Below are 18,744 nucleotides of genomic sequence, written 5' to 3'. Positions count from 1 at the left end.
TTCAATCAGGCCAGCTGTCCGACGACTTTTTCCAGAAGCCCCCAAGCCTCATCGCCATATTTGCCCTTCCACTCGGAATAGAATCCGGCGCTACGCAATGCCTCACGGAATGGAGCAGGATCGGGCGTATTGAATTCGAGGTTTTTGGACCTGAGATCCGCCTGCAAGGTCTCAGTCAATTTGGCAACATCGTCGCGTTCGGCCAGACCGGCGGCATTGATGTTTTTGGAAACAATTTCCTTGATATCATCCGGAAGCGCTTCCCAGGCACGGCGGTTCGACAGAAACCAGAACCCATCCCACATATGGCTGGTCAAGGAGCAGTATTTCTGGACCTCATAAAGCTTCGCAGTCGAAATAATGGCGAGCGGATTTTCCTGCCCGTCCACCACCTTTGTCTGCAGCGATGAGTAGACTTCATTGAAGTTAATGCTGGCTGGCGATGACTGGAAAGCCGTGAACATAGATGTCCATAAGGGGCTGACCGGTACGCGAATCTTGAAGTTCTTGAGATCGTCGGGCGTTACAATTGGCTTTGTGCTTGATGTGATATGGCGGAAACCATTGTCCCAGATTTTGTCCATGGCAAAGAGATTGGACTTCTCGATCTGCGTACGCACATAGGCGCCAAGTTCACCGTCCATGGCCTTCCAGACCGTTGCACTATCAGGAAAGGCAAAACCGATACCGTTGATTGACGCGGCGGGCACGAGGGTCGAAAGAATAAGTCCAGACAGGGTGAAGAACTCGACCGCACCGGAACGCAATTGGCTCAATGTATCCGTGTCAGAACCGAGCTGGCTTGAGGGAAAGATCGACAGTTCAAACCGGCCGCCTGTCTCTTCCCTGATCCTGTCAGCGGCTTCTTTGGCTCGAATGTTCATTGGATGGGAAACAGGCAGGTTATTGGCATATTTATAAGAGAACTCAGCAGCCATGGCCGGGCGTCTCATAATAAATGGACTGGCAACCAGTGTTGAGCCAGCAGCCAGCAAGATCTGGCGACGTGAAAAATTGTTCATTGAAGTTCCTCCCGGGTATCTCTTGCAGTTCTGCGAACCTGCCGGATAGGGCAACCTCCATTGCCATATCGACACTGCGATCCATATTATAGAATGCGCTCTCTCCTCGTTCCTGGAAAATCATAAACAAACAAAGCGGTCTTGCAATCCTTTTTATGGCATTGTCTTATAAGATTGAATCTTGATCCACATTATGGACCTTTTGGGAAACGGAAGATGGAACAGCGTGTCGCGTCGACATCCGGCCTTAGCGGTGCACAAAGCGTAGACAGGGCGCTTAGTCTGCTAAGCCTCGTCAGCTATTTTGGAGACCAGGGCTCGACCCTTAGCGAGCTTGTTGAACAAGGCGGCTTGAACAAGCCGACGACGCGCCGCCTGCTGCTTGCATTGATGCGTTCGGGCATGCTGGAGCAGGACGAGATGACCCGGCGTTATTTTCTCGGTGAGGAGGCTTACATTCTTGGCACACTGGCTTCGCGCCGCTATGGCCTGCTCCAAATTTCCCGCGACAGCCTGACAACGCTCTCCGCCAAGAGCGAAGACACAAGCTTCCTTTCAATTCAGCGGGAAACGTCCTCCGTATGCCTGCACCGCGAGGAAGGCACATACCAAATTCGCACCCATGCCTTGCAAGCGGGCTATCGCCATCCGCTTGGCGTAGGCGCCGGTTCTTTGGCCATTTTATCAGCTTTGCCAGACGAGGAAATCGAAGCCATACTCGAAGCAAACGATCCGGTATTGCAAGCGGAATACCCCAATCTGGGACCCGCTCAAATCCGGGATGATGTTGCGACAACCAGGGAAGCTGGCTTTGCGCTCAATCCGGGCCGAATCCTTGCAAACTCCTGGGCAATCGGGCTTGCGATACACCATCCTGATGGGCGTCCTGCGGGCGCTTTAAGCATTGCCGCCATCGATAGCCGTATGCAGCCCGCCAGGCAGATCGAGCTTGTCGCGCTTATGCAGGTGGAGGCAAGGAAGATTGAGGCGCGGCTCGCCCATCTTCAACCTTTGAATGGACGGATAAAACGTCCTGTCAATCCAGCAAGGCTGGGAACAAAGGTCGAGGGAGCAAATTAATGGCGCAGGCTGAGGGGCTGGCTATTTTGCCTATGAGCAAGCGGGTGATGAACCTTGCCAATTTCCTGAGTGAGGCCGCGCGGCGGTTTCCCAAAGAAATCGGGTTTGTCTGGGGAAATAAAAGCTGGACCTGGTCGCAGATTGACCAGCGCGTCAATGCGATGGCTACAGCCTTGCAAAGCAAATTTGGCGTTGTGCGGGGCGATCGCATTCTCATCCAGTCGCAAAACTGTAACCAGATGTTTGAATCGATGTTTGCCTGTTTCAGGCTTGGGGCCGTATGGGTACCGGCAAACTTCCGGCAAACACCGGAGGAAGTAGCCTATCTTGCCAGTGCCAGCGGGGCAAAGGGCATGATATGCGCTAACGCCTTTCCCGACCATGCCGCTGCATGCCACGCCTCAAGCAACGAACTGGAATTCATCGTCAGTATTGGCACGAGCAAGTTCGGCGATGAGTATGATGATCTGGTTGACGCATTTTCCGGCCAGACAACGCAAATGGCTTTGGTTAATCACGACGACCCCTGCTGGTTTTTCTTCACCTCCGGCACAACCGGCAGACCGAAGGCCGCCATTTTAACCCATGGGCAAATGGCTTTTGTCATCACAAATCACCTTTGCGACCTGATGCCGGGAACAACACATAAGGACGCTTCGCTCGTCGTTGCTCCTCTGTCTCATGGTGCCGGTATCCATCAGCTCACGCAGGTGGCGCGAGGCTCGAAAACCATTTTGCTGCCTACGGAAAAGTTCGATGCGGCGGAAGCTTGGCGACTGGTGGAAGAATGGAAGGTGAGCAACATGTTCACCGTTCCGACGATCCTCAAGATTCTGACCGAAAACCAGTCAGTCGCAACCTATGATCATTCATCGTTGCGTTATGTGATTTATGCTGGCGCTCCAATGTATCGCACCGACCAGATCCACGCACTCAAGACGCTGGGGCCGGTCCTTGTCCAATATTTCGGCCTCGGGGAAGTAACGGGAAACATCACCGTCCTGCCGCCCGCATATCATTTTGCAGAAGACAACGCGCAGGCAAAAATCGGTACTTGCGGATTTGCCCGCACCGGAATGCAGATATCCATTCAGGATGATAATGGCAACGAAGTCAGCGCCGGAGCAACGGGCGAAATCTGCGTCATAGGCCCTGCGGTATTTGCGGGCTATTACAACAATCCCGAAGCCAATGAGAAAGCATTTCGTAATGGCTGGTTCCGGACTGGCGACCTCGGTCATCTGGACGAGGAAGGCTTTCTTTTCATCACTGGCCGCGCCTCTGACATGTATATTTCGGGCGGTTCCAATGTTTATCCCCGTGAGATCGAAGAAAAAATCCTCACCCATCCGGACATAAGCGAAGCAGCGGTGATTGGTATTCCCGATCCCGTATGGGGCGAGGTCGGGCTTGCGATCTGCGTGGCAAAAGCTGGCGCGGCGCCCGACGGCGCGGCCATTATCGATTGGCTTGGAAACAAGATGGCGCGGTACAAACTGCCCAAGCGTCTTGTTTTCTGGCCTGAAATGCCAAAGTCCGCATATGGAAAAATTGCCAAGAAGCTGATACGGGACGAGCTCATCAGGCGAAAGGAACTCGACGCCTGATTTCTCCAAACTCGAGCAGGCTGCGTGTGAAACCAAAAGAGATCGCGATTATCGGGGGTGGCCCCGCCGGTCTGGCAGCAGCAGAGGAACTGTCTTTTTCCGGTCATTCGATAACTGTCTATGACAGCATGCCAACGCTCAGCCGGAAGTTTCTGCTGGCCGGAAAGTCAGGGCTGAATCTCACCCATGCGGAAGACTATAGGCAATTTGTGATGCGCTTTGGTTCGGCGTCAGATCGTTTGCGCCCGGCGCTTGACGCTTTTGGTCCGCAGGCCGTTCGAGCATGGGCAGAAGAGCTCGGTGTTGAAACCTTCATTGGCACATCCGGCCGTGTATTTCCAACAGCGATGAAGGCTTCCCCTCTCCTGCGAGCGTGGTTAAAACGGCTGGAAACATACGGTGTAAAAATTCGTACACGCCACCGCTGGACCGGGTTTTCTGGGAGAGACTATCTGTTTGATACGCCGGATGGTCAAAAAATGATGCAGCCGGATGCAGCTTTGCTTGCACTTGGTGGTGCAAGCTGGCCGCGTCTTGGCTCCGATGCCAGCTGGCTGCCATGGCTGCAAAATGCCGGTGTGAATGTTGCTAGCTTTCAACCGGCCAATTGCGGCTTTGAGGTCGCTTGGGATGACATGTTCCGGGAACGTTTTGCCGGTGCGCCCGTCAAATCCGTGACAGCCACTTCCGATGCCGGTATAATTCCCGGCGAATTCGTGATTACACGCCACGGCATCGAGGGCAGTCTCGTCTACGCGCATGCAGCGAACCTGCGCGAGCGACTGGCATCCCAGGGCGAAGCCGCGCTTCTGGTGGACCTTGTGCCGGGCCGAACGCTGGAACGCTTGGTCAAAGATCTGGCGCGGCAAGGCGGCAAATCAAGCTTTTCGAACCGCCTGAGAAAGGGCGCGGGAATTGATGGCGTGAAGTTGGCTTTGTTGCGTCATTTCGCTGACGACACCGATCTGACAAACCCTGAAAGTACCGCACGGCTCATCAAGCATTTGCCTATCTCTGTTTCAAGACCCCGCCCGATAGCAGAGGCAATATCCTCCGCAGGCGGTATTCGTTGGGACAGTGTTGGCGAAAACTACATGCTCAAAGCAATCCCCGGTCTCTTCGCTGCCGGAGAAATGCTTGATTGGGAAGCGCCGACAGGGGGATATCTGCTCACGGCCTGCCTGGCTACGGGCCGTGCAGCAGGGCGCGGCATTGCCGAATGGCTAAAGTGCTAGCCATTTTTCAATGCCAATTGCCTCCAGAAAGTCTTCATCATGACTAACGACAAGCAATGCACCGTCATAAGCATTCAGTGCCGCTTCGATTGCTTCAACAGACATAAGGTCAAGATGATTTGTAGGCTCATCGAGAATCAGCAGATCAGGAGGTGCGTTACTGCCCAACACACAAGCCAGCCCGGCGCGAAGTGTCTCTCCCCCGCTTAAGGAGGAGGCCAGCCGTAGCGCACTATCGGCCCGGAAGAGAAACCGTGCCAATGCAGCACGGCAATCATTGTCCGTACTGTCGGGATTCAGGCGTTTGAAGTTTTCCAAAATCGTGCTTGCAGGATCAAGCAGGCTGACACTCTGGTCCAGCATGGCGAATGGCCCGGAGCGCTGAATTCCTCCGCTTGTGGGAAGAAGCTCGCCCATTGCGAGACGAAGGAGTGTGGTTTTGCCTGAACCATTGGGCCCCGTAACTGCCATGCGTTCGGAGCCGGTTATTGTAAAGGAGAGCTCGTTGATTATCGGAGCCTGCATGTCCGGCCCACCGAATACCTCATCAAACGCAAGTACAATTTTTCCAGCCGGTGTGCGGGATGCCCCGATCTCGAAGGAGAGTGACTTTAGGCGCTCAATGTTCGAGACGGCCGATTGCAGTTTCTGTTCAGCCTTTTGACGCTGCCTGTCTGCCAATTGCTTGCCACGTCCGGAGCTTTGCTCCGCGCGATCTTCACGTGCGTCCAAAATGAGCTTGCTGAGGCCCGCTTTGCCGCGTGAACGTTTTCCCGCAGAATCCTTTTTGGCCTTGCGCTCTGCAGCAATCTGTATCTTGCGGGAGAGCAGCGCGGCATCGCGTTCGGCAACGATCAATTCGCGTTCTGCTGCTTCTACCTCCCGGCCTTTCTGTTCTTTATAATCGTCCCAATTGCCGCCATATGTTTTTACGCCAAGGCCGGATAATTCGACGATCCGGTCCATCTGGCGAAGTATCTGCCTGTCGTGGCTGACAACCAATGCCCCTCCTTTCCAATGGAGGAGAAAGTCCGTCACGGCCTCCCTGCCCTCACGATCAAGATTGTTGGTAGGCTCATCAAGCAGAATAAGATCAGGCTTGCTGAAGATCAGGGCGGCAAGTGCAATTCTGGTTCTTTGTCCGCCACTTAATGTCGACAGATCGCGTAGCGGGTCACATTCCTGCATTCCCACTTGTGCCAATGCCTCGATCAACCGTGATTGGAGAGTCCAGTCCGCCTTCTCAAAGTCGGCGGGCGTGCCATTGCCAGCCATAATCCGCCATATCGTTTGATAGGCTTCGGCAACGCCCATCGCGTCGACAACCGTTCTGAAATCTGAGTTTTGAACAGATTGTTCAAGAAGGCCAAGAGAGCCTGTTCGACTGACCGTGCCGGATTGCGGGGCAAAGTCACCCGCAACGAGTTTTAAAAGAGTGGATTTGCCCACACCATTGCGCCCGACAAGGCCGGTACAACCACGCTCAAGACTGAGGTCCAGGGATTTGAAGAGTTCGCGGCCTTCAGCCGTGGTGTGGGAAACATTCTGCAGAATGAGAAGAGCTGACATGACCAACCGATAATTCAATTGCGGATAAGGCGAATGAAGTTTCGGTTGTAATTTTCATTGTCGTAAGCTCCTGCGTATGTCCCCCAAAACTAGGTGCGGAATGTTGTAATATCAAGGCAGCCAGAACGACGCTGTGTCAGTCATCTGCTTTTTGGCGTGAAACATTCATCTCCGTACGCTCTCTTGCCATGGTGGTAACGGCGGAGCGAAGTCCCGGATATCGCGAGGCGAAAATATTGAAATCCCGGCGGTCAAGGACCAGAAACTGACAGAAATCGATCGCCACGACATCCGCAGTGCGACGTCCGCCGCTCAAGAGCGCCATTTCGCCGAAAAATGCACCGGCATTCAACGGAACATCACCGCTGTCCAGCCGGACTTCCACAGCACCAGCAACGATGAAATACATGCCGTCACCACGATCGCCGACGCGAATGACGCGCTCGCCGGGAGATGCTGATTTGGGTCTGAACAGCAGGAACAGCTCTTCGCGCGATGTCTTGTCGAGCTGCGAGAAAAGTGGAAACGTTTCAATAAGCTGCTTAAGCTCCTGCTGGTGCTTCTTGTCGCGCTCTTCACCCGCGACCCTTATAATGGCCAGTTCGCGCTCCAGCTTCTCATGCTTCATTTTCCCATGCCGGTCGCACCAGATGGGCCACTTGATCAGGGCGGTCTTCTTAAGCCTTTCGGCGGCAGCAAAAATCAGCGGGTTGAGAGTAATCGAAAGGATTGCTCCAGCCAGAATAAGGTCTTGCCCCTCCTTGGGAAGAAGCTTCAGCGAAACGCCAAGCCCTGCAAGAATGAAGGAAAATTCGCCGATCTGGGCAAGTCCTGCTGCAACTGTCAGGCCAAGGCCGATCGGATAACGAAGAGCCAGCACAATCCCCAAAGCGATAACGGATTTTCCAAGGATAATGATCAGCAGAGTTCCGATGACCGCCAATGGTTCGCGCAACAGAATGGAAGGATCAAAGAACATCCCGACTGATATGAAAAACAGAACCGAAAAAGCATTCTGGAGCGGCAGTGAATCGGCAGCAGCCCTGTGGCTCAGATTCGACTCACTCATGACGACGCCCGCAAAGAAGGCGCCCAGCGCAAATGACACGCCAAAAACTTCGGCAGAACCGAACGCAATTCCCAAGGCGATTGCCAGCACGGAAAGGGTGAACAATTCGCGCGAACCCGTACGTGCGATCAGCGTAAGAAGCCACGGCACGACCTTGGGGCCAAGATAGGCCGCCATTATCGCAAAGGCTGCAACTTTCAGCAGCGTAATTGCAAGGTTAAGCGCAAGCTGTGTTCCACTAATGCCCGTGCCGGTTGCACCGAGAACTTCAGCCAATGCAGGAAGCAGAACCAGGGCCAGAACCATGGCCAAATCTTCAACAATCAGCCAACCAACTGCAACGCGCCCGCTCGCGCTATTAACGAGATTGCGCTCTTCCAGCGCTTTGAGAAGCACGACCGTGCTCGCGACGGACAGGCTAAGCCCGAAAACAACCCCGGCACCAATACCCCATCCGAAAAAAGAACTAAGGCCAATCCCCAACAAACTGGCAAGGAGTATCTGGATGATCGCGCCCGGCACAGCAATATTGCGGACGGCCAGAAGCTCCGATGCGGAGAAGTGCAACCCCACGCCGAACATGAGCAGTATGACGCCCATTTCGGAAAGTTGGCCCGCAAGTCCGCTATCGGCAATAAAGCCGGGCGTAAAAGGCCCCAGAAGAATGCCTGCGAAAAGATAGCCCACCAGCGGCGGCAACCATAATCTGTCAGCCAGATAGCCGCAAATAGCTGCGGCCACGAAGCTGACGGCAACTGTCGAGATCAAAGCTACTTCGCTGTGCACATCAACCCTTGGCGTTCCAGATTGCATTGATAAGTGAAACTATGAAGCGCGAGCCCCCAGGCTATTTCAGCCCAAAGTTTCGATAAGAACGCTTACCACTAAATGCAACCAGAATCTCAATGCCGGATTGAATGCCGTGCCGTGTGCACCTCAATATCAGATCAGCTGACCTCTCTTGTTACGCTGGGGACCGCAGCAGTGCCTGCGCCATGCAGTGGATTCCGCCGCCGGTTTTGGAAATCTCGCTCATATCGACTGCCGCAACTTCAAATCCTGTCGCCCTCAGCTTTTCGATCAACGTCTTGCTTGATGTCGGTGCGATGATGCGATCCTTGCCGAGCGACATAAAATTGCATCCAAGATTCATCGTATCCTGAAAAGGCACATCGATTATTTCATGTCCCTTTGCTTTGAGCCAATCGACAATGCCAGGTTCCGTACAGGCAAGGCAAACGGCAGTGAGCTTTGGCGCAATCGGCACGACCATCAGATCAATGTGGACATAATATTCGTCGATAAAGGCAAGCCGTGTTTCCCAACCTTCTTTGCGGAACCACTCCTCGACTTGGCGTGCCCCCTCTTCCTGCGTCCGCGCACCGCCGCATCCGATCAGGACGCAGCCTTCTTCAATGACGTTAAAATCGCCACCCTCAAAGGTTCCGGCTGTGACCATATCGTAGATCGGAATACCCAGCCGTTCATAGGTGCGGATCGCCGCGTAGTTTTCTCCGCGTCGCCACCAGTTCGCCATGGCGGTGATGATTGCGCCATAGGGCGTCATGACGCTGGAGTCCCTTGAATAGACCTGCATGGGCAATTCAGGTTCCGGCTCGTGCCAGTGAATATTCACGCCGAAATGTTCGTAGGCGGCCACCAGCTCCTTATGCTGCGCCTGCGCGGTTTGAATATTGCAGGGAGCTTCACGCAAGTGTTTTCGGGAAAGTGAACTGGTCGCCATATGGCGTAGAAATGCCGGCGATCCCAGCAACACATCAGTCAGCGGATCGGTCTCGTTGCGAAACCCCCAATTGACAAGCGGCTTTGTAGCGCCATTGGGGTTTCGCCGCTTCAATGTGAAAGCATCGGCATCAAAACCATTCTCGTGACGTGTCATTGCTTTCTCCTCATTATGCGGCGTTTGGTATCCACCACTCAGTTCCGCGCGCGGTTGTTATGTATTCGGGCCAACGGAAATGAATTGGCGGTTCGTAATCGCATAGCGGCGCGATCCATTTGGAACCGCCGACACCGCCGCCCGTCCGTTCAATAAACTCATCTTTTGCCCCACGACGGGCCTCGCCATCTTCAAGCAAGCGCAATGCCGTCAGGGCCACTGTCTTTGCGGCGCAAACAATCATCGGATCAATCGTTTCCGATATTCCGCCAAGGGCATTCATGACCCAACCCGGATAGGCTTTACCCTTTGGCGCCTTCAACGCCGGACGAGCCACGTAGAAGCGCACTGTCGGCGCATGCCAGGTCATGTCGGTGTAGTCATCGGAGGTCGAATTCAACTGCGAGGGGGGCAAGTCACGCCGTAATATGGCTTCTGCATCCTGCGGTGAAATCAAACGCTCGCACTCATCCAGAAAGGGGTCGTCCATGGCGTCAATACCGGCATTGACTTGAATCTCTCGCGCGATTGCTTTTGCAGCCTCGTCCCATTGCGGAGCACCAACATATTTGAGCGCTTCCCAGGTAATATTTGCCATTGCGTGGTTGGCAAGACCGGGCCGAGACTTACAGACCCAATGCCGCTCAACCCTGCAACCGGACATTGCCGCAGCATGCTCGGCGTTTCGATCCAACGCGGCGGTGATCTTCTCAGCCATGGCGATAGTCGGAACGCGCATCATATACTGAATTTCAGCAAGCCCAGCGGGCAGATTGTCAGCTGTTGCCTGCCCTGCAGTCAGAATTGCCTCGCTGATCGACCAGCCGCCCTGATGCGGCAACATGGAATCGCGCAAGGCTTTTGATGCCATATACATCATCATCAGCGCGTCATTGGCTCCCGGCGCACGCACAGCGGAATGTGATTGCGGAATGGGAGCGCCATCGCTCAACCCCCAAAGTTCAGGCTGATCGCAGATGAATCGATAGATCATCGAATAAGCAGCGCCACAATGCGTATCCCACCGGACAGTGTTGCACAGAGGCAGCATATAGAACGGATGGAACGAGATCATGCCATCCAATCCGTCATAATAACCTTTGGCTGCGTGGATGGGCTTGGAGCCGCGCACTTTCTCTGCCGGCTCTCCGGTAAATCGCAGGGTTCCGGCAATACCGTGTTTTTCCATTGCCGCCTTTGTGGCCAAGAGACCTCCAAGAGCAGATATTCCGAGTCCCGAATGCGGGTCAGTATGACCACCAGCATGCTCACTCAGTCCGGAGCGCGGTTGCCGCGACGTGGTAGCGGCCTGGCAATTGCCGGGCACCGCATCGTACTCTGCATACATGCCAATGGTTGGCGGCTGTCCCGACATTCCTGCTTTATTGGTCCAATGCGCACAAAATGCAGTCGGCATGCCAGCAGAACCGGCCTCTACATCAAAGCCTTCCTGCCGCAAGCGATGAACATACCAATCTGCAGATCGGTACTCGCGCCAGGCGGTTTCTCCGAAATCAAAAATAGTGCGTGCCGATGCCGAGAGATCAGCCTTGTGATCATCAATGAAATTGAGTGCTGAGACCGATGCTTCCGTGACCACAATTATCTCCCGTCAGACGGCAGATAATCATCTGGATGCAGGGAGAAAAAGTGATATGTTTTCTCAAAACGTGCAAATTCTATTCACCTCTTATCGAAGGCATCGCATGAGAATACCCTCAACTCAGGCGCTTCGCGCACTTGAAAGCTTTGCCAGACATGGCAGCGTTTGGCGGTCTGCGGAAGAACTGCACCTGACCAGAAGCGCGGTCAGCCACCAGCTTCGTCTGTTGGAACGCGACCTTGGATTCGAGCTTTTGCAGCGGGATGGCAAGGGTGTTACCCTTACGCCGAGGGGACGAAAATATGCCAATGATGTGCGCAAGGCGCTCATCGTCATCGACGATGCTGGCGGGCGACATAGCCCTGCAAGCACTGGCGGGACATTAACTGTCAGTTGCACGTCCGGCTTCGCATCGCTTTGGCTCTGCACACATATCGCGGAGTTTCAGGAGAAATATCCCGATATCGCCCTGCGGATTGTCACTCCGCGCAAACTTGATGACGTAACTGCGCCGGGCGTTGACCTCTTTATCGCTTTTGGTGATGGCAATTGGCCCAACAGGGCCGTAGATCTGCTTTGCGAGATCGAGTTTACTCCGCTGTGCAGCCCTGTTCTGCTCAACAAATTGGGTGGGTTGGCCGAACCGAAGGATATATTGCGGGCACCTTTGCTGCATCTGGTCGATTTCGAGGATTGGACGCTCTGGCTGGCCTTGGCAAATGTCGACAACCCTGACTCAGAGCGCGGAATTGTGTTTTCCGATATGAACCTTGTGTTTTCGGCAGCGATCACGGCGCAGGGGATTGCAATCGGCGACAAGCTGACATGCCGGAAGGCAATGAGAGGCGGCCAGCTCATTCAGCCGTTCGATCTCGCTATCAAATCACCAAAGTCGTATTTTCTTGTTACCGATTATGCGAGAATGGATCATCCGGCGCAGCTCGCCTTTACTGAATGGCTGAAGTCCCGGCTTTCTCAAACCCGCAACGCCTAAAACGCATCGTGGGACAGATTCGGCGGTGGCGTGAATTATTTTCACGTGTCAGGGTAATATAATTCAATTGTCGTTATTGCAGATTGTGCCTAGGCTTCATTAAAAAGAAGGGGAAAGAGGTTCAATCAATGCCTCAAAGCATGCAGCCGGGCGACGCGAAAGCCGCCGAGATCAAGGCTATATCTATTGGCAAAACATTTGGCGCATTTCATGCGCTCAAAGACCTGTCGCTCGACATCAAGCGCGGCGAATTTTTGACTCTCCTGGGGCCTTCAGGTTCAGGCAAAACCACCTTCCTGATGATACTGGCGGGTTTCCTTGCCCCAACATCCGGCAAACTGGTGATGGACGGCAAAGACATTACCAATATCCCCGCTGAAGATCGCTCCTACGGTATGGTTTTTCAGGGATACGCCCTCTTCCCACATCTGACTGTCGAGCAGAACATCGCTTTCCCGCTCAAGGTACGCCGCCAATCTGCTGCCGATATCAAGCGTAGGGTCGGTGAAATGGTTGAGCGTGTCGGCCTAGTTGGCCATGAGAAGAAGCTGCCAGCCAAACTTTCCGGCGGCCAGCAGCAACGCGTTGCCCTTGCCCGTGCTTTGGCGTTTGAGCCTTCCGTACTGCTGCTGGACGAGCCATTTTCGGCCCTTGACAAAAATCTGCGTGAAATGATGCAGGAAGAAGCCAAGAGGCTGCATCAGGAAACCGGCACAACCTTTGTCTTCGTTACGCATGATCAATCCGAAGCGCTTGCTTTGTCATCCCGCGTTGCCATCTTCAATCATGGCGAACTGCTGCAGGCAGGCAAACCGCAGGAGGTCTATGAGCGACCGGCAAACCGTTTTGTTGCCGAATTCCTTGGCGAGATCAACCTTCTGCCGCTCGATACTGTTCAACTGGATGGCGAGCGTGCCGCCGGCAGATTTGAAGACCAGACGATCACTGTAAATAAATCATCGGCACTTGCAGGCAGGGCAGCGCTGGCGGCCATACGGCCTGAGCACATGGTCATTTCTGTGGAGCACCGGAAAGACAATTGCAACGCCATCACCTGCCGGGTCGAAGGAGCAACATATTTCGGCGCTTCGACCAAGTATCATTTACGAACACGCACCGGAACGAGCCTGGCGGTTTCAATGCCGACAGCGACGACCTCGCCCATAGAACCCAACACGAATGTGTGGGTGTCATGGCCGGAGCATCAGGGCTTTTTGCTGCCGAATGGGAGTTAGGCTGCATTCAGGAATGTGACAACAACAATCCAGAGGGAAACAAAATGGATCACGCATTTCAAAAAGACTGCCTCGAAATACTGGCCAGCAAAGTCGAGCGGGGCGAGATTAGCCGCAGGCGCTTTACGCAGATGGCTGCGATATTTCTGGCGGGTGCACCAGCGCTTCTCCGGTCCACCGGTTCTTATGCTCAGGCCAAGGAGCTTGTGCTGGTCAATTGGGGCGGTGATGCCATGACTGCCTATGACAAGGCCTATGGCCAGCCTTTCACCAAGGAAAGCGGTGTTACCGTCAAGATGGACGGTTCAGGCCCCACGGAAGGAGCGGTCACAGCACAGTTCAAGAGCGGCAAACCGAGCTGGGACCTCCTTGATATCGATCCTTTCTCCGGTATTTCGCTCGGCAAGCAGGGAATGCTTGAGCCAATCGATTACGCTATTGTAGACAAGAACAAGATGCGCCCCGGCTTTGGCTGGGACACAGCGGCATCAACCTATTTCTTCTCATACATCATTGCCTATGACTCTTCGAAATTTGGCGATCAGGTACCCACCGGCATGGCAGATTTCTTCGACGTGAAGAAGTTTCCCGGCAAACGCTCCATGTACAAATGGGGTGCGGCCATGTGGGAAGCGGCTTTGATGGCTGATGGGGTTGCACCGGAAAAACTTTACCCGCTTGATCTCAAACGTGCCCACGACAAGATTGCGGCCTTCAAGGAAAATGTTGTGGCCTATTGGGGCGGCGGCGCAGAAAGCCAGTCCGTTTTGATCGACGGTGAAGCCTCCATGGCATTGATCTGGTCGACGCGCGCGCAGCTTATCGAGCAGGATTCAGGCGGCACGATCAAATTCGTCTGGGATCAGGGCCTGATCTCACCCGGTGCTTTGGCCGTTATGAAAAACAACCCCGGCGGCAAGGACAATGCGATGAAATTCATCGCCAGCGCGCAGACCCCTGAGCGGCAACTTGAAATGTTCAATCTCCTGGGCCAAGGCCCAGCAAATCCGGCAACCGATGCGCTGATACCGGACGAGAAGAAGCGGATAAACTGCGTTGATCCAGCCAACATGGCCAAGCAGGTCCCGCTGGACATGGAATGGTATGCCGAAAATTATGGCAAGGCATTCGACGAATATACAAAAGTCATTTCAGCCTGAGGAAAAATGGCGCGTGATCAATGATCCCGCGCCATTTTCCACACACTGCAACAAGGGACGTTGAATGGGCTCGGCAACATCCAGAAAATTCCTGCTATTGGGACCATTGCTCCTGTTTCTGGGGCTCGCCTATGTCGTGCCTTTTCTGGGTGTGGTTCGTTGGAGCTTTACCTTGCCCGAGACCGGTTTTGGTCAGTATATAGCCGTGTTTACCGATCCGCTCGTCCAGTCTGTTTTCGTTCGCACACTGCGCATCTGCCTGATTGTAACCGCCGCCTCGCTCATCACAGCTTACGCAATCGCCTATGTCTGGGTGCGCGGCAGCTCAGTCCAACGCGCGCTCGCTGAATTTTGTATTCTTGTGCCCTTCTGGATTTCCGTGCTTACCCGTGCCTTTGGCTGGCTGGCGATGCTGTCCAATCGCGGGCTGATCAATACATGGCTGCAATCGGCCGGTATCATCAGTGAACCGCTTGCACTCGCCCGCAATGAGTTTGGCGTCATTGTCGGTATGACGCATTTCCTCATTCCCTTTGCTGTATTTCCCATCGCATCCGCCATGCGCAGCATCGATGAGCGTGTATTGCTGGCGGCGCGGGGCATGGGCTCATCCAGGAGCCGCACGTTCTGGACAGTTTTCCTGCCTTTGACCTATGGCGGATTGATCGGTGCCGCGCTCATCGTCTTCGTGTTTGCACTTGGGTTTTTCGTCACACCGGCGATCCTCGGCGGCGGTCGAAGCGTTATGGTGGCGGAGCTGGTTTATCTTCGCATCTTCCAGAGCCCTGACTGGGGACTTGGCGCCGCAATCAGCGTGGTACTGGTGCTGTTTATCGCGATTTTGCTGGCACTGCTGCGGCGCTTTATCAAACCCGCGCATATGGTGGGGTAGAGTCATGCAATCCTCACGCCCCGGTCCCGTACTTCTTATTCTTGCTACAGCCGTCGCACTCTTCCTGCTGATGCCGCTTGTCGCGGTGATACCGGTTTCATTCACCCCTGCCCGATTTCTTTCTATGCCATCCGGCAATCTCTCGCTTCGCCATTATCAGGCTCTTCTCGATAATCCGGCCTGGCTCCAGAGCATTCTGCTCAGTCTGCGCATCGGCATTGTGTCGAGCATTTTAGCAACAGCATTGGCGACTATGTTCGGACTTGGAATCTGGATGTTCCAGCCACGTTTTTCAGCCTTGCTGATCGGCTTCGTGCTGTTGCCGCTCATTGTTCCGCCAGTTGTTTCAGCCATGACGCTTTATTTCCTGATGACCACCCTGTCGAGCTTTAACAACTGGATCGGATATGACACCTGGCTCGGCGTTGCCCTCGCCCATGCTGTGATGATAACGCCCTTTGCGGTCGTCCTCATTCTTGTTTCCCTGTTTCAGGTTGACCGGCGCATAGATCTTGCGGCGCGCGGTCTCGGCGCCAATCTGGCCACCCGCGCATTCAAGGTCATCATCCCCAATATTAAACTTGGCATAGCGACTGCGGCGCTTCTTTCCTTTGTCCTTTCCTGGGAGGAAATCGGTGTCACCCTCTTCATTACCAGCGTCAATGCAATCACCCTTCCCCGGCTCATGTGGATGGGTCTGCGCGACAATATTGATCCATCCATTGCCGCAATTTCGGTTCTTCTGATCCTTGTCACTGCCGCCATACTTGCCTTGAGAATTATCATTGACCGGCGCAAAGCTACGGACCCTCAATGATACCCGAAAATATCCTTGCCAAACTTGAACTCATCGTTGGTGCCAGCGGGCTAAAGACCGGAGAAGCCCTCGCCATGATCCATCCGGGTTCCGACGAGCGTAATCTCGATGCCACCATAATGGTGACACCCCGAACCACCGGGGAAGTTTCTGCTGTCCTTCGTTTGTGCAACGAACAGCGGATTGCAGTTATTCCCCATGGCGGGCGGACAGGATTAGTGGGTGGAGCCGTATCCCTGGTTGGACAAATCATCCTCTCTTTATCATCAATGCACACTATCGAAATGGTGTCTGCATCCGCTGGCACAGCAATCGTTCAAGGTGGTGTCACCTTGTTTGCGCTACAGGAAGCGGCGGCACATCATCATCTTTCCACAGGCATAGACATTGCATCACGCGGCACTGCCACGATAGGCGGAATGATCTCGACCAATGCCGGTGGCATGGAGGCTTTCCGGCACGGTGTCATGCGCCAGCGCGTACTCGGTCTTGAAGTGGTTCTCCCCGACGGGCGCGTCATGAGCGATATGGCGCAGGTGCCGAAATCAAATGAGGGATATGACCTAAAACAATTATTCATTGGCGCGGAGGGCACGCTCGGCATCGTAACGCGTGCGGTGATTAAACTTGCGCCTCCCGACGCATTAACCGCAACTGCGCTCGTCGCCTGCCAATCGGCGGCTGCCGCGGTTTTACTGTTCCATCAATTGCAGGCGAATCATGATGTGCATTTGCTGCGGGCCGAATTCATGGCGCACGACTATTTCGTAGTGGCAGTCGATCATCTTGGACCGCCCTCGCTCGCTTCTATCGCGCAGGCTCCCATTTACCTGATCATCGAAACCGATGCTGCCGATCAGGCATCGGCGCAATCTGCTCTGGAAAATGCTCTGGCGCTGACCATAGAAGACGGCTTGGTTCTTGATGCAATTCTTGCGCAGAGCGAGAAGGAACGCCGTGAGATCTGGAACATACGCGAAGACAGCAGTGTCATTGATCGCGTCCACCCGAACGGTCACTGGTTTGATATTTCCGTCCCACTACAGCATCTGGAATCCTGGCTGAAACAATTCCACGAAGGAATTGCGATGCTCGGGCCAAATGTTCACGGTTTTGCCTTTGGCCATCTGGGAGACGGAAATCTGCATATTGGCGTCGCCGGAATATCCGACAGGAAAGCAGTAAAGTCGCTGATCTATGCTACCCTGCGGGAAATGGGCGGATCGTTTTCTGCGGAACACGGAATTGGACTGGACAAGAAAACGGAGTTGGCGAGGCTTGCTGATCCGGTCAAGCTCGATCTGATGCTTTCGCTCAAATCTCTGCTCGATCCCAACGGCATCATGAATCCCGGCAAGGTGATCTGAATCAGCGGGGCTTATTAGCTTCACATTCCAGGCTGTTGGGCAATTAAGCTTCGCTCGGCGGGCTCCTGCGGCACGCTGACCAACGCAAAGATCATCAAAACAATCCCCTATAACCAATTATTTTATTTATCTTTTTCTGCAAATTACGATCCTCCAGTTTAAGTCGCTCATCATCTACTTTAACTAAAAAGCCTAACCGATCAGAAATCCCAGTCCTCATCTTCCGTGGCGATCGCTTTGCCTATGACATAGGAAGAGCCGGAACCGGAAAAGAAGTCATGGTTTTCATCAGCATTCGGGGATAGCGCTGAAAGAATTGCCGGGTTGACCTTGCAGGCCTCTGCAGGAAAGAGAGCCTCGTAGCCGAGGTTCATCAGTGCTTTATTGGCATTATAATGAAGGAATTTCTTCACGTCCTCGGTCAGGCCGACACCGTCATAGAGTGTCTCGGTGTATTTTGCCTCATTGTCGTAGAGTTCAAGCAGAAGGTCGAAAGCGAAATCCTTGATTTCCGAACGGCGCTCCTCACCAAGACGTTCCAGTCCGCGTTGAAACTTATATCCGATGTAATAGCCATGCACTGCTTCATCCCGGATGATGAGGCGGATCATGTCGGCGGTATTGGTCAGCTTGGCGCGGCTCGACCAGAACATCGGTAGATAGAATCCGGAATAAAACAGGAAGCTCTCCAGGAACACACTGGCAATCTTGCGCTTGAGAGGATCGGGATTGCGGTAATGTTCGAGGATCAGCGCGGACTTCCTCTGCAAATGTTCATTTTCCTCGGACCAGCGATAGGCATCATCAACGTCAGGTGTCGAGCACAATGTGGAGAAAATGGACGAGTAGGAACGGGCATGCACGGCCTCCATGAAGGAGATGTTGGAATAGACTGCTTCCTCATGGGGAGTGATCGAATCTTCCATGAGTTTTGGCGCGCCAATGCTGGTCTGGATTGTATCGAGCAGGGTCAGCCCCGTGAACACACGAATGGTAAGCTGCTGTTCCTCGGGTTTGAGTGCAGCCCAGGACGGAATATCATTCGACAGCGGCACCTTTTCCGGCAGCCAGAAATTTCCGGTAAGCCTGTTCCAGACCTCAAGGTCCTTGTCATCCTCAAGGCGGTTCCAGTTGATGGCGCGAACGGCTGCAGGAAGCTTTACAGCTTTATTCTTGATTTGAATGTTCATTGTT

15 protein-coding genes are annotated in these 18,744 nt (G+C 53.9%); 9 read left to right on the top strand and 6 right to left on the bottom strand.

All coding sequences use genetic code 11. The annotated features are described in order from the left end of the window. Positions 1 to 5: 5 nt before the first annotated feature. Positions 6 to 1,022: a TRAP transporter substrate-binding protein gene (locus V9K92_RS04870; protein WP_337353426.1), complete on the bottom strand. Its 1,017-nt coding sequence runs from the start codon at positions 1,020 to 1,022 to the stop codon at positions 6 to 8. 216 nt (positions 1,023 to 1,238) lie between these two features. Here V9K92_RS04870 and V9K92_RS04865 point away from each other — a divergent pair, with 216 nt between their 5' ends. From V9K92_RS04865 to V9K92_RS04855, 3 genes are read left to right on the top strand one after another with little or no spacing between them, the layout of a single operon-like run. Then, the gene (locus V9K92_RS04865; protein WP_337353425.1) at positions 1,239 to 2,102 is read left to right on the top strand and encodes an IclR family transcriptional regulator; all 864 of its coding nucleotides are present in this window, start codon (positions 1,239 to 1,241) and stop codon (positions 2,100 to 2,102) included. Then, positions 2,102 to 3,709: an acyl-CoA synthetase gene (locus V9K92_RS04860; protein ID WP_337353424.1), complete on the top strand. Its 1,608-nt coding sequence runs from the start codon at positions 2,102 to 2,104 to the stop codon at positions 3,707 to 3,709. Before V9K92_RS04865 ends, V9K92_RS04860 begins: the two co-directional genes overlap by 1 nt. Positions 3,710 to 3,735: 26 nt before the next feature. Further along, on the top strand, positions 3,736 to 4,944 hold the full coding sequence (locus V9K92_RS04855) for a TIGR03862 family flavoprotein (RefSeq protein WP_337353423.1): 1,209 nt from the start codon (positions 3,736 to 3,738) through the stop codon (positions 4,942 to 4,944). Here the strand turns inward: V9K92_RS04855 and V9K92_RS04850 are convergent. The 4 genes from V9K92_RS04850 to V9K92_RS04835 form a co-directional block, all read right to left on the bottom strand. After that, on the bottom strand, positions 4,933 to 6,513 hold the full coding sequence (locus V9K92_RS04850; RefSeq protein WP_337353422.1) for an ABC-F family ATP-binding cassette domain-containing protein: 1,581 nt from the start codon (positions 6,511 to 6,513) through the stop codon (positions 4,933 to 4,935). The two genes, V9K92_RS04855 and V9K92_RS04850, sit on opposite strands and share 12 nt — an antisense overlap. 136 nt (positions 6,514 to 6,649) lie before the next feature. Continuing rightward, the gene (locus V9K92_RS04845) at positions 6,650 to 8,368 is read right to left on the bottom strand and encodes a cation:proton antiporter domain-containing protein (RefSeq protein ID WP_307277395.1); all 1,719 of its coding nucleotides are present in this window, start codon (positions 8,366 to 8,368) and stop codon (positions 6,650 to 6,652) included. A gap of 178 nt (positions 8,369 to 8,546) precedes the next feature. Next, positions 8,547 to 9,482: a dimethylarginine dimethylaminohydrolase family protein gene (locus tag V9K92_RS04840; protein ID WP_115055024.1), complete on the bottom strand. Its 936-nt coding sequence runs from the start codon at positions 9,480 to 9,482 to the stop codon at positions 8,547 to 8,549. A 13-nt stretch (positions 9,483 to 9,495) separates the two neighbouring features. After that, positions 9,496 to 11,082: an amidohydrolase gene (locus tag V9K92_RS04835; RefSeq protein WP_443094429.1), complete on the bottom strand. Its 1,587-nt coding sequence runs from the start codon at positions 11,080 to 11,082 to the stop codon at positions 9,496 to 9,498. Between the two features lie 106 nt (positions 11,083 to 11,188). Here V9K92_RS04835 and V9K92_RS04830 point away from each other — a divergent pair, with 106 nt between their 5' ends. The 6 genes from V9K92_RS04830 to V9K92_RS04805 all read left to right on the top strand — a co-directional run bounded on the left by V9K92_RS04830 (position 11,189) and on the right by V9K92_RS04805 (position 17,550). Beyond that, on the top strand, positions 11,189 to 12,079 hold the full coding sequence (locus V9K92_RS04830) for a LysR substrate-binding domain-containing protein (protein WP_115055122.1): 891 nt from the start codon (positions 11,189 to 11,191) through the stop codon (positions 12,077 to 12,079). Between the two features lie 128 nt (positions 12,080 to 12,207). Then, positions 12,208 to 13,314, top strand: coding sequence for an ABC transporter ATP-binding protein (locus V9K92_RS04825; RefSeq protein WP_115055022.1), 1,107 nt, complete (start codon positions 12,208 to 12,210; stop codon positions 13,312 to 13,314). Positions 13,315 to 13,358: 44 nt separating this feature from the next. Next, positions 13,359 to 14,474: an ABC transporter substrate-binding protein gene (locus tag V9K92_RS04820; protein WP_115055021.1), complete on the top strand. Its 1,116-nt coding sequence runs from the start codon at positions 13,359 to 13,361 to the stop codon at positions 14,472 to 14,474. A 64-nt stretch (positions 14,475 to 14,538) separates the two neighbouring features. Next, positions 14,539 to 15,366, top strand: a complete 828-nt coding sequence (locus tag V9K92_RS04815; protein WP_115055020.1) for an ABC transporter permease — start codon at positions 14,539 to 14,541, stop codon at positions 15,364 to 15,366. A gap of 4 nt (positions 15,367 to 15,370) precedes the next feature. Next, the gene (locus tag V9K92_RS04810; RefSeq protein ID WP_337353421.1) at positions 15,371 to 16,183 is read left to right on the top strand and encodes an ABC transporter permease; all 813 of its coding nucleotides are present in this window, start codon (positions 15,371 to 15,373) and stop codon (positions 16,181 to 16,183) included. Next, the gene (locus V9K92_RS04805) at positions 16,180 to 17,550 is read left to right on the top strand and encodes an FAD-binding oxidoreductase (RefSeq protein WP_337353420.1); all 1,371 of its coding nucleotides are present in this window, start codon (positions 16,180 to 16,182) and stop codon (positions 17,548 to 17,550) included. The genes V9K92_RS04810 and V9K92_RS04805 overlap by 4 nt, the downstream gene beginning before the upstream one ends. A 200-nt stretch (positions 17,551 to 17,750) precedes the next feature. Here the strand turns inward: V9K92_RS04805 and nrdF are convergent, their stop codons facing one another. Beyond that, complete coding sequence (gene nrdF / locus V9K92_RS04800; RefSeq protein ID WP_115055017.1) at positions 17,751 to 18,740, bottom strand: class 1b ribonucleoside-diphosphate reductase subunit beta; 990 nt, start codon at positions 18,738 to 18,740, stop codon at positions 17,751 to 17,753. Positions 18,741 to 18,744: the final 4 nt, after the last annotated feature.

The sequence above is a fragment of the Phyllobacterium sp. CCNWLW109 genome, from assembly GCF_037203905.1.
Lineage (GTDB): Bacteria > Pseudomonadota > Alphaproteobacteria > Rhizobiales > Rhizobiaceae > Phyllobacterium > Phyllobacterium ifriqiyense.
This window is presented reverse-complemented; position numbering and strand designations above follow the sequence as displayed.

Coding starts and splice junctions, on each gene's coding strand:
- V9K92_RS04870 (WP_337353426.1), bottom strand. CDS start 1,022: ATGAACAATTTTTCACGTCGCCAGATCTTGCTGGCTGCTGGCTCAACA.
- V9K92_RS04865 (WP_337353425.1), top strand. CDS start 1,239: ATGGAACAGCGTGTCGCGTCGACATCCGGCCTTAGCGGTGCACAAAGC.
- V9K92_RS04860 (WP_337353424.1), top strand. CDS start 2,102: ATGGCGCAGGCTGAGGGGCTGGCTATTTTGCCTATGAGCAAGCGGGTG.
- V9K92_RS04850 (WP_337353422.1), bottom strand. CDS start 6,513: ATGTCAGCTCTTCTCATTCTGCAGAATGTTTCCCACACCACGGCTGAA.
- V9K92_RS04840 (WP_115055024.1), bottom strand. CDS start 9,482: ATGACACGTCACGAGAATGGTTTTGATGCCGATGCTTTCACATTGAAG.
- V9K92_RS04830 (WP_115055122.1), top strand. CDS start 11,189: ATGAGAATACCCTCAACTCAGGCGCTTCGCGCACTTGAAAGCTTTGCC.
- V9K92_RS04825 (WP_115055022.1), top strand. CDS start 12,208: ATGCCTCAAAGCATGCAGCCGGGCGACGCGAAAGCCGCCGAGATCAAG.
- V9K92_RS04820 (WP_115055021.1), top strand. CDS start 13,359: ATGGATCACGCATTTCAAAAAGACTGCCTCGAAATACTGGCCAGCAAA.
- V9K92_RS04815 (WP_115055020.1), top strand. CDS start 14,539: ATGGGCTCGGCAACATCCAGAAAATTCCTGCTATTGGGACCATTGCTC.
- V9K92_RS04810 (WP_337353421.1), top strand. CDS start 15,371: ATGCAATCCTCACGCCCCGGTCCCGTACTTCTTATTCTTGCTACAGCC.
- V9K92_RS04805 (WP_337353420.1), top strand. CDS start 16,180: ATGATACCCGAAAATATCCTTGCCAAACTTGAACTCATCGTTGGTGCC.
- nrdF (WP_115055017.1), bottom strand. CDS start 18,740: ATGAACATTCAAATCAAGAATAAAGCTGTAAAGCTTCCTGCAGCCGTT.